This window comes from Blastocatellia bacterium (assembly GCA_035573895.1).
GTDB lineage: Bacteria > Acidobacteriota > Blastocatellia > HR10 > HR10 > DATLZR01.
Map to the genome: position 1 here is coordinate 1 of DATLZR010000020.1, position 10693 is coordinate 10693.

9 protein-coding genes and 2 rRNA genes are annotated in these 10693 nt (G+C 57.9%); 2 read left to right on the forward strand and 9 right to left on the reverse strand.

What is annotated here, in order from left to right:
• A 23S ribosomal RNA gene (locus VNM72_02465) occupies positions 1 to 438 on the forward strand; the annotation flags it as partial.
• A gap of 721 nt (positions 439 to 1159) precedes the next feature.
• Positions 1160 to 1276: ribosomal RNA gene (rrf, locus tag VNM72_02470) — 5S ribosomal RNA — on the forward strand.
• Positions 1277 to 1638: 362 nt separating this feature from the next.
• Here the strand turns inward: rrf and VNM72_02475 are convergent.
• From VNM72_02475 to VNM72_02515, 9 genes are all read right to left on the reverse strand, one after another.
• Positions 1639 to 2469: an ABC transporter permease subunit gene (locus VNM72_02475; protein HXF04261.1), complete on the reverse strand. Its 831-nt coding sequence runs from the start codon at positions 2467 to 2469 to the stop codon at positions 1639 to 1641.
• 47 nt (positions 2470 to 2516) lie between these two features.
• On the reverse strand, positions 2517 to 3008 hold the full coding sequence (locus tag VNM72_02480) for a nitrous oxide reductase accessory protein NosL (GenBank protein ID HXF04262.1): 492 nt from the start codon (positions 3006 to 3008) through the stop codon (positions 2517 to 2519).
• Positions 2989 to 3903, reverse strand: coding sequence for an ABC transporter ATP-binding protein (locus VNM72_02485; protein ID HXF04263.1), 915 nt, complete (start codon positions 3901 to 3903; stop codon positions 2989 to 2991). Before VNM72_02485 ends, VNM72_02480 begins: the two co-directional genes overlap by 20 nt.
• The gene (locus VNM72_02490; protein ID HXF04264.1) at positions 3900 to 5294 is read right to left on the reverse strand and encodes a nitrous oxide reductase family maturation protein NosD; all 1395 of its coding nucleotides are present in this window, start codon (positions 5292 to 5294) and stop codon (positions 3900 to 3902) included. Before VNM72_02490 ends, VNM72_02485 begins: the two co-directional genes overlap by 4 nt.
• A 15-nt stretch (positions 5295 to 5309) precedes the next feature.
• Complete coding sequence (locus VNM72_02495; protein HXF04265.1) at positions 5310 to 6008, reverse strand: hypothetical protein; 699 nt, start codon at positions 6006 to 6008, stop codon at positions 5310 to 5312.
• Between the two features lie 46 nt (positions 6009 to 6054).
• A complete protein-coding gene (locus VNM72_02500; protein ID HXF04266.1) occupies positions 6055 to 6600 on the reverse strand; it encodes a DJ-1/PfpI family protein in 546 nt (181 codons plus the stop codon).
• 177 nt (positions 6601 to 6777) lie between these two features.
• Positions 6778 to 8631 carry a Sec-dependent nitrous-oxide reductase gene (gene nosZ / locus VNM72_02505; protein ID HXF04267.1) on the reverse strand — a complete coding sequence of 618 codons (1854 nt, stop codon included), beginning with the start codon at positions 8629 to 8631 and terminating at the stop codon, positions 6778 to 6780.
• 150 nt (positions 8632 to 8781) lie between these two features.
• On the reverse strand, positions 8782 to 9981 hold the full coding sequence (locus VNM72_02510; protein HXF04268.1) for a c-type cytochrome: 1200 nt from the start codon (positions 9979 to 9981) through the stop codon (positions 8782 to 8784).
• 78 nt (positions 9982 to 10059) lie between these two features.
• Positions 10060 to 10693 (reverse strand): cytochrome B6 (locus tag VNM72_02515; protein ID HXF04269.1); only part of this gene is annotated, 634 nt, incomplete at its 5' end.

A 10693-nucleotide genomic window follows, 5' to 3' on the forward strand; every position in this document is an offset into this window, starting at 1 on the left:
AACAGGCTGATCGGAGCCAAGAGTTCACATCGACGCTCCGGTTTGGCACCTCGATGTCGGCTCATCGCATCCTGGGGCTGAAGAAGGTCCCAAGGGTTGGTCTGTTCGCCCATTAAAGCGGTACGTGAGCTGGGTTTAGAACGTCGCGAGACAGTTCGGTCCCTATCTGGTGTGGGCGCAGGAGACTTGAGGGAAGCTGGCCTCAGTACGAGAGGACCAGGCTGGACCAGCCTCTGGTGTACCGGTTGTCACGCCCGTGGCAGCGCCGGGTAGCTAGGCTGGGCAGGGATAACCGCTGAAGGCATCTAAGCGGGAAGCCCGACCCAAGATGAGGTCTCCCTGAAGGGCCCTCGGAGACGACGAGGTTGATAGGCCGGAGGTGGAAGCGCCGTAAGGCGTTAAGCTGACCGGTACTAATCGCCCGTTCGGCTTGACCACAAAATGTGCAAGACAGCAAACCGAGGAAACAACAGCCGTCGCCGCTGGTGATGCCGCCGCCGAAGCACCACGCCGATGGCCTGTTGTGTGGACCGCGCGTCGAACTCTTCTTCGATTGGGGGAGGGAAACAGTGAGCGTATCACCTTCAAAGTAGAGTCTCTTTGTGCTCTCACTAGCTGCTTTTCTCCTCACACCTGCTTCTGCTGCTGTTTACCAGGAGGGAGGGGGAGAGAAAGCAGGTGCTTTTTTGCAAATTACCTTGCTCGGGAGAGAGCCGTTTTATCTTCCAATGACGGTGGCTGATTCTGCTCGAAGGTTTGCTGTAACTCCCGTGCCGAGTAGTCGAATCTTCATTGTGAAAGTAGCTCCTCGGAAGGATAGAAACGTGATCAAGATTGAAGTTTCGGCCCTATCCGGTAAGTTGGAGCAGATCACTTCTTGCGACCAGTGGCGGAATCTCAAGCGAGCAATCCGTTGCATCTTATAATGCCAGAGAAGGTGATGTGATTCGCATTTCAGAGCTGGCCGGTTTTGGCGTCCGACCATTTGAGATCCCCGAGATTAAGGTCACAAGTGGAGCCGATCTTAATCTTATTTGCCCCCCTCGGTGCTGTTGTTGTGGACTGTTGAGCTGTTGCCCAAACTCCGGTGCCTGCATCGAATGTGGCCCGTATGGACTTTGTTGCCTCGGGTGAGGCTCATGAGGCTATCAACTTTTTCTCTGGTGGCCATACCGGCGGGGAAACACCCGTTCCCATCCCGAACACGGCAGTTAAGCCCGCCAGGGCCGATGATACTGCGCTGGAAACGGCGTGGGAAAGTAGGTCGCTGCCAGGGAGTGAAAAAAAGCCGCTGCTTCCATTGCAGCGGCTTTTTTATTTTCAAGTCGGAAATGTCGGGCGGGTTGTCGAGCCGGCGGGGTTCCTCTTTCGCTGATGGGAGAGCTGGCGCGGCTTGTGATCTACAAATGAAAGCGCCATAGATTTACACCGATTCCATTCGTGACAATCCATCCCCTCTCGGATACTGTCTCCTTCAACGCTTTCATGGCACTCTCTCTGAAGGACGGAAACAGGTCTGGATCGTGACGTGTCCTTCCCCATGACGATTTTCATTTGTACCCTCGGAGCGCCCACATCTTCGGGCAACAGGCATGCGGGAAGCGTGCGCTCGTGGGGTAAACCCAGTTGCAAATTACCCTAAATATCCTGTCGCCGTAGCAAGCGGTCGGCAGCGATAATCGGCGCTGCGATCCAGACCACCAGCAACGCCGTCATGAGAGCTATGAGCGCCCCGGACCCTCCAACGAAGCGAATGAGGGCCGCTCCGGCAACGCCAAAGATTTCCTCCCCGTCGAGAGCGATCAGGCTGGCAACACGGATCATATCCACCGGATTGCCAAACAGGGAGAGAAACACAAAGAGATTGGCCGTTCGCTCCTTGAGCAGGAACGTTCCCCCGATGACGAGCAGATCGTAGAAAATCACGAAGAAAAACCAGAGGAAGAGGGCTACCCCGATGGCTTTTGATTTCCTCTGGCAGAGCGTGGCCGTGAGTACCGCCAGACACAAGAAGACAAGCTCCAGCACAAGGGCCAGCCCGACGACGAGCGGGTAACGTTCAGCCCCCTCCCCGCTTGTCTTCAGAGCAATGACAAGGCCTGCTGACCCAAATCCCAGAAGCGTGGCCGCAACGAGCGAAAGAAATAACCCAAGGAGTTTCCCCACCAGGATTTCCGTCCGTGTGACCGGTTGGGAGAACAAAAGTTCACCGGCGCTCTTCTCGCTGGTGAAGCTGAGCGTACCCATCATCAGGGCGACCAGCGGAATGAGGTAGAGAACGAGATTGAGCACGCTGGCCGACGTTCGGCTGAACCCTTGAAATCCCACCATGCCTCCGGTCACCAGACCGAAATACGAAATGGCCAGGGCCAGCGCCCCGAAAGCCAGAGCGAAGATTCCCAGCCAGCGACTGCGAATCGTGACAACCAGCTCATGCCAGGCAATGGCGGCGATGATCGAACGATCCATCGGTCACCTCACACCGATCGTCTCTCATCAGATGGACGAGAGTTCCTTCACTTGTCGCCTCGCTCAGGGCGTGCCAGCACCTGAGCGAATGTCATCAGCTCACCTCCGAGGTCACGGAGAGCGGCCTCAGCGCTCGCTTTCTCCCGAAAAGCGGCGATGCCTCCGCTCATTGGCGTTTTGAATCGGGGCGAACGAAGGAAACACGCCTCCTCGGCCTTCACCCAGGTGCGCGATGAATAATCCATCACGAAGATCGCTCCCACGTTGACTGGCCTTTCCTTGAGATACAACGCCAGACACGCGAGGTCATCGAACGGTAACGGCTCGCCATCCTCGGTCACGATTTCTGCGGCATACTGCGTCTCGGAGATAGCCATTTTGCAATACGAACAGACATCCGCCGGAGTGAGGGGCACCGGAGCGAGTGTCGCTCGACCGCAGGCGGCCACAATGAGCAGCCCCACGGTCACTGTTGTCCGCATGAGTCGTTCGAGCGGATGGCCTCCCCGATGACTTGCATCAGGACCTCTGCTGTTCATGGATGTACCTCAAGTAAATCTCTTCGAGCGATGGCTCTTCAGTGGCAAAGTCTTCGATGATCGCGCCGGCCGTGCGAAGCGCCTCAAGAATCTCCCATCGCCGAGTCGGGAGCGATGTGATGAGCAGCTCCTCTCCCTCTAGTTGAGCGTCGCTGGCTCCTGCCTGACGTGCCACCTCCGCCCAGGCCGATTGTGACGGATGAAGTCGAATGCGCAGTCGGCTTCGGCGAGCCACTTCCTCCCGCAGCGCGGCAACCGATTCGACGGCGACCAAGCGGCCTCCAACAAGGATGCCAACACGATCGGCGACGGCCTCCACGTCCGCCAGCGCATGAGAGGAGAAAATGATCGTTTTCCCTCGGTCCTTCAACGCCGCCAGGAAGCGGCGGAAGTGAATCACCCCTTCAGGATCGAGGCTGACCGTCGGTTCGTCGAAGACGAGAATCGGCGTATCCGGCAAGCAGGCGACAGCCAACCCCAGGCGCTGCACCATACCCCCGGAGAATTCACCCACCGACTTGTCGGCGAACCCATCGAAGTCGAACTGGCTTTCGGCAAATAACTTTTCGATTCGGTCCGGGGAGAGTTTTCTCAACCGGCAGTAAAATTCGAGCACTTCCCGCGCCGTCAGATTTTCCGGAAAGGTGACACGTTGAGGAAGGTAGCTCATGAGGCGTCGCGCTGCTCGCCCCTCCGTTTGTAGATTGAGTCCTTGAACCCGAATCTCGCCGGATGTCGGCCTCACCAGTCCGACGAGGCATTTGAGCGTTGTTGTCTTGCCGCTGCCGTTCGGGCCGAGCAAAGCGAATGTTTCTCCCGATCGAACCTCGAGCGAGAGATCATCCACGGCGACGAAGTCGCCGAATCTCTTGGTCAGATGTTCAATCTCGATCATCGGCGTCGTCCAGCCGTCCAGACGATACCGGCCGTTGCAACCATCATGAGTGACAGCAAAGCCAAACCCGGATGTCGGGAAGCCCGCGGCGGGGCAAAGGGAGCCATCGGAGGCTCGCCCTTCATCAAGGGCGCCGGGTCCCGCTCGCCCGAACCGGGGAGGATGGGGAAGAGTTTTTCCGCCAGTGCCAGCGCCTGCGCCGCCGGACTGGAGAGGTAGAGCCGGAGCCGGGGATAGTTCCCCTCCAGATACTCGAAGACGTTTTGAATCTTGTGGGGAACATCGCCGATCCCGTCGCCATCGAGATCATAGCCTTCGTAATCGCTCCAGAAATTGCCTCGTCCCTCCGATGACCACCGTGTCGTTGTGCGACGGCCTACCAGTCGCAACGGGCTGAGGTTCTCAACGAAGGTATTCTCGACCAGAAGATTCGCCTCGACGCTGCTGAAGATCTGAAGCGCCACGTCATTTCCGGCGATGACATTGCGACGGAAGACGCTATGACGCAAGGCCTCCATGAAGATGCCCGTCGCATTGTCGAGGATGAAGTTTTCCTCGGCCCAGCACTCCTCGCAATCCTGAAAGAGAATCCCGTATGAGCTGAATCCACGATTGCGCCAGAAGACATTCCGCCGGAACCGAATTCTCCGGGAGTACATGATGGCAGCACCGGCGACGTTGTCGTGGAAGATATTCTCGTCAAACGTGTTGTCGTCCGAGTTCATGTAGTGAAGCCCATAGCGGAGATCGAAGATGCGGTTTCCGCGAATCGTGCTCTGCGAAGCGTATTGAAGATACATCCCATCGCGCATTTGAGTGATGACATTGTCGGCGATGAGGTTTCGCTTCGAGTTCCAGATGTGAATTCCGCTGCCTCGTTCCCCCAAACCCAGTTCGCCCCGACCGCGAATGGTGTTTCGCCGCACGGTGTTATCGTCCGCCTGGAACAGATAGATGCCGAATAAGACATCGCGAAGCTGGTTGTTTTCGATGAGATTGCCGCTGGATTTGACGAGGATTCCCGAATCTTCGTCAATGAGCTGACCGCCGCTGTGCTCGATGATGAGCCCGCGGAGTGCGCATCCCGGCGCCAGAACGGTGATGACGCTCCCGCGCCCGAGCCCGCGGATGATGGCGCGGCCACTACCTTCGAGAGTGAGGGGTTTATCGAGGACGAGGTTTCCCGTATAGAGTCCTGCTTCGATCCGAATGAGGTCACCTGCTGCGGCCTGCGCAACGGCAGCGGCCACCGACGTGATCGGCCCCTGCGGATTGACGACGAGCGTCTTGCCCTGAGCGTCAGTCACGCTCCAGCTCGCGCCGATCAGTATCAGTACTGGCGCGATGAATCGTGCTATCCCCCGCGATGGAAGAGTCTGAGAGTTCCTCATCCTCGATGGACCTCGCTAGGAACCCGACGCCGGTGACGTCGCCTGCGGCTGCTCCGTGCGTCCAGCCGAGAGCACAATGGCAAAAGCCAGAAGCAACCAGAAGGCGATCATGAAATAAGAGGCGGCGCCAGGGTAGCTGTAGACGGTGAAATTGGCGATTTGCTTGGAGCCGATGAGCGGCGGCATGAACGGTTGCACTTTCACCGGCGCGGTCGGATCGAGATTGTGGCCGTATTGATAGAGGCGATTGTAGAAACTCCAGAAGGAAAACAGCCCGAAGTACATGAAGAGCACGGCCGTGTCCACGAGATTCGACATCTTTCCGATGACGATGGTGCGGAGGGCGAGGATGAAGAAGATACCGATCATCAGCGGAATCCACTTGAACTCGCTGAAATCACTCTCGAGCAGCGGTCTCATACCGATATAGTGATTGAGCGTATTGATCTCCCGCAGATCATCCCGAGCCGTGGTCTTCCCGCCCTCCAGCGAATGACTGTAGATATAGAGATTGAGGCCGTCGGGAAACTGGTTGGAGTAGAACGCCATCCGCCACAGGGGAAAAGAGAAGGTGGGGAGGAGCAGCAACGCGGCCAGCAGAATGATGAGCCGACTCCTCAGCCGCAACGGAAGATCGAAAAAGAGATTGGCTTGAGCGAGTAACGTCTCCAGCCGATGTCCTCGCGGGCGGGGCAGAAGGTCAGTCGCAGCCATAGCTTGCGATTCGCTAGACATGAGAACCTCCTCCTCAGATGGATCATCACGACCGGGCCACGAGTTCCGAAACGATCGCATGGGCGAACTGCGCTGCCGCATGTGGGCCGCTGGCTGTGATGATCTTTCCATCAGCGGTGACATCCTGACCGGTATAGAGAGCACCGCCCTGGCTCAATTCCTTGAGCGATTCGTCGGTGGCGTACACCGTTGCCCGGCGGCCTCGCAGCAAGCCGGCGCGGGCCAGAACGGCACCGGAGAGACAGATCGCGCCGATCACTTTCTTGCGTTGCTCGGCTTCCCGCAGCAGGGCGTGGAGCTGACCGTCTGCCCAGAGATAGGTCGGTGAGCCCATTCCGCCGACCACAACAACGGCATCGTAGTCTCCCGCGTTCGCCTGGGAGATGAGCAGATCGGGTTCCGCCGTTCGCCCCAGCATTCCGTGAGCCGTGCCGAGTCGCTGGGCGGCAATTTTCACTTCAGCTCCTTCCTGCTCGAAAATCTCTTTCGGCGTATAGAGTTCCTCGTCGCGGAAATTTTCGGGACAGATGACCATGAGAATTTTCTTCCCGGTCAATTTCTTCTCCGTCATAGGTCCTCCTTCACCTCGAACCCATCGGCGAGAGGCCCCGTTCAAAGGCGGGCCTCTGCCGCAGGTCCGGCCATTTCCTCGATCGGCGAGGACGATGTCCGGTGGAGGCTCCGCCGCATTCCGCAGACGCCACGTTCATCCGCGGCGAAGCCCCCGATGGAACGTCACCCTCGGCGCTCATTTCGGTTTCACCAACAGGTATCCCTGCATCTCCTGATGGAGCGCCGAACAGAAGTTCGTGCAGTAGAACGGGAAGACACCGGGCTTGTTGGCGACGAATTCGATGGTTTTCGTTTCGCCGGGATCAACCACGACATTGATGTTGTACTCGTTCAATCCAAAGCCATGCAGCTCGTCGGTCGTCTGCTCGATATTGGTGAGGTGAATCGTCACGAGATCTCCTTGATTCACCTCGATCTTCCAGGGCTCAAAGCTGCTGCGGACGGCAACCATTTTCACCGTCACCCGATTGCCACTGCGCTCGATCTTGGCATCTTTGACATCCCAGATAGCGTGCGGATGCTTGTTCTCGTCTTTGGAGTAGACCTCGATCGGCTTGATCTTGTCGGCTTTGATAATCTGCGCGTAATGAGGTTCCGGCTCGGTGAAGGCGTCGTAGATGAGTTTCATCTTCTCGCCGGAGATGTCAATGAGTTGCGAGCTTTCGGGTTGAGACGGACCGACGCTCAGATGGCGACCGTGTGAGAGCTTATTGAGCGCTACGAGATACTTTCCGTCCGGGTTGACCGTGTCGCCTTCGGCAGCCGCCAGGTGACCGATATTGTAAGAGACGGGAATCTTGTCCACCACTTCCCAGGTCCCGAGCTTCCACTTGGCGATGGCGCTTTCCACAAAGAGGCTGGTGTAGGCATAGCCCTTATCATCGAATTGGGTGTGCAGCGGTCCCAATCCCACATTAACCTCGGCATCTTTGACGGCGTCGTAATTGAGCACGGGAATTCCATCTTCTTCACCGCTGAAGTTCCGGTTCTGAATGGCCGTGAGAATTTTCTCCATATTGAAGACGGTGGTGATGGATTGGAGCTTGCCGCTGCCGACGATGTACTTCCCGTCAGGACTCACATCAACCCCGTGGGGGCTTTTGGCGCAGGGGATGAGATAGACGATTCCCGGCGTCTCCTTCGGATCAATAACCTTCACGCCGCCGATCATCTTGTACTTGCCGTCCTTGATAGCCTGTTCGGCGGCTTTCCAGTTGACGGCGGCGATGTAGTCTCGATCCTTCTGGGTGGAGGTGACTTCGAGCTTGCCGATGGCGCGTTCGGTATTGTAGGAGGTCCAGAACGCCCAACCATAGCTTGGACCCTTTCCGGCATCGCCCAGGTCGTAATCGAACGGGGGCATGAGAATCTGCCAGCCGACGCTCATCTCGCCGGTTTTCGGATCAATGGCTATGCCTGCCACCACGCCCTTGTACTTGGTTGCATACTCCTCAACCGGCGCGTAACTCCCTTTGGGCACCGGGATCGAAAAGCGCGAAGCGGCCAGCACGTATTCGGTGTTCGGCGTGACAAATGACCCGCCGTGATAGCCGGAGATATTCGGGATCGGCCCCAGAATCTGCTTGACTTTGAAATCGCGCAGATCAATCCGGGCCAGGCGGTTGTTCGCGTTATCGTTCACGAAGAGCCAGCGCCCATCGTAGTCGCCGTTGGTTTCGCTGAGGGCCGGGTGGTGCACATCACCCCAGGTATACCCACCCAACATCTCTTTCGATTCTTTGTCGAAACCGTAGCCGGTAGAGGGATAAGGTGTGAACACCGGGATGGTGGCGATGTGTCGCATCGAAGGGATGCCGGCGACGAAGACGTTTCCCGAATGCCCGCCGGAATAGAAGAGATAGTATTCATCGGTGTCGCCCGGTGCGACGTAGGTCGCCACGGCCGCTTCCGCCACTTCACCGCGCTCGACCGTAGGTCTCCGGGCGCAACTGGAAAAAATGAGAGCGGCGAGAGCCACGGTGACACCCAGGCTCCCTAGAATCCACAGAAGTTCCGGTCGTTTCTTCATGGTCGTACCCTCCTTTAAGCAGAAGTGGTGCCAATGGCCTCCGATCCGACGCTCAGGAGTTGCCGGTCCCCTGGATGAGCGGACCGTCGGTCATCATATACTGCGTCGCTGTACCCTTTCTTCTGGGCGATCACTGATGGATGCTCCCCTCTAGTTCTTGCCCGCGGGACTGGCCGATTGTTCGAGCCTCTTTTGGTAGGCCAGTTTCAGCTTCTCGAGGGCTTCGCGTTTCTCGGCATCGGTCAATTGAATCTGAGTCGAGAGGACAACGGCCATGGTTCCCGTCGGATTCATGAGAAAATCTTCGAGCGTTTTGCCGAACCGACTCTGGACATCGGCATAGGCATTGGCCAGGTCAGGCCCGATCTTCGCGGCCGATTCGATGCCCAGCGTGCTGACATCATGGCAGATGAAGCACCCCTTCTTCACGAAGAATGCACCTTCACCGGTGAGCATCTGCCGTTCCCGCTCGATTTCTTCCGGCGTGGGCCGGTCCACGACGCCCGCGCCGGGAATATAGGCTGTCGGAAGAGTGGCGCGTTTCCAGCTCATGACGAGCATGGCCAGCGCCTGTGCTTCCCGACTGCCGAAATTGAAATTGGGCATGACGGTCTCGCTGACAATGGCCTTGGGGTTCTTGAAGTGGGCGACATGCCAGGCGAAGACCGACTTCACGCCGGAGATGCGCGAGTAATCGTATTGCTCGGGAGATTTGTCTCCGACAAAGGTCAGGTCCGGGCCGATCGTGCCACCCCGCCCGTTGATCTTATGGCAGGCCCGGCAGCCTTTCTGCTGGACGAGTTGCTTCGCGTAGTTGATGTAATCGGCCCCTTTGGTCTCGCGGTCATAGCGATGGCAAAGGTTACACTGAATCTGCATGAGCGCCTTGCGGTCGCTGATCAGATAGGTTTTGCCCAGATCGCTGGACAGCAGTGGCTCCTCCCAGTGCTCGATGAGCGTGGCATGGGCCGACCGCAGATCGGTCGCATAGCCCTGACCACCGTGACAGATAGTGCAGCCATATCGCGCCACCGGATGCTTCTCTAAAATCTCCTTCGGATGCGAGCGATACGGCTGAGGAACATTCTCCAGTCCCTTCCACTCGATCCCTTGATGGCAAGTGACACAGCGATCCACTCGATTCAATTCCTTCACCCAGATTTGCTGCACACCCCGGGGGAGTCGCTCGGCTCGTTCAGCCCCGAAGCGGCGCGCCACCAGATCGCGGAATTCGGATTGGTAGGTATGCCATTCGGGTCGCATCGCACCCCAGTAGAGCCCGACCGTCAGAACCAACATCACAGTCCCGAACCCATAGAGCCAGAGGCTATCCCGGTATGTTCCCTTCATCCGTCGCCTCCGTAAAAGTCGCCACCTGTGGCGCAAGGTTTCCAGCTTGCGCAAAAGTCGCAGACTGGAAAGTCTGCGCTACAAGCGCCTTGGAATCTCCGGCCAGACTTCCCATGGCCAGTAGAACTCCCAGTAAGGTCCGCGCATGAACGTCCCGATAATCGTCAGCGCAACAATAGCCACAACAATGAGGAGGAATACAATGTCCTGTCGCCGACGCTCCGGGCTGAACCAAACTCCAACGGCATTGACCGACGTTCGGTCGAGATAAGGCCACAGAGCGAGCCAGATGACGAGCGCGCCGGGGATGAGAATGCCTCCGAGCAAGGCGCCGTTGATGGTGATGCTTCCAATCGTGACCGTCGTATCTGTCACCAGCTCTTGCAGCCAGAGGAAGTACCAGGGCGCTTTCGCCGGATTCGGCGTCACACTGGGATTGGCCGGTTCTTCGAGCGGCGCCCGCACAACGATCGCCAGGAGCGAGCTAACGGTCAGCGTCCCCATCATGACCGCTGCCAGCCGCCGCGTCAGATGGGGCGAGGATGCAACGGTATATCGGTCCTCATCCACCAGCGCCGTCTCCACATGAACCGTGCGCCCCGAGGCGATGCCCAGCAGCGAATAGGTCTTGCTCCGAATGGGAGCGGCCTTCTCCGCCTTCTGCTGCCGCACGAGCGGTTCGACGCATGCCAGTCCTCCGTCTTTTCTCACC

Coding starts and splice junctions, on each gene's coding strand:
- VNM72_02490 (HXF04264.1), bottom strand. CDS start 5,294: ATGAGGAACTCTCAGACTCTTCCATCGCGGGGGATAGCACGATTCATC.
- VNM72_02485 (HXF04263.1), bottom strand. CDS start 3,903: ATGATCGAGATTGAACATCTGACCAAGAGATTCGGCGACTTCGTCGCC.
- VNM72_02495 (HXF04265.1), bottom strand. CDS start 6,008: ATGGCTGCGACTGACCTTCTGCCCCGCCCGCGAGGACATCGGCTGGAG.
- VNM72_02500 (HXF04266.1), bottom strand. CDS start 6,600: ATGACGGAGAAGAAATTGACCGGGAAGAAAATTCTCATGGTCATCTGT.
- VNM72_02480 (HXF04262.1), bottom strand. CDS start 3,008: ATGAACAGCAGAGGTCCTGATGCAAGTCATCGGGGAGGCCATCCGCTC.
- VNM72_02510 (HXF04268.1), bottom strand. CDS start 9,981: ATGAAGGGAACATACCGGGATAGCCTCTGGCTCTATGGGTTCGGGACT.
- VNM72_02475 (HXF04261.1), bottom strand. CDS start 2,469: ATGGATCGTTCGATCATCGCCGCCATTGCCTGGCATGAGCTGGTTGTC.
- nosZ (HXF04267.1), bottom strand. CDS start 8,631: ATGAAGAAACGACCGGAACTTCTGTGGATTCTAGGGAGCCTGGGTGTC.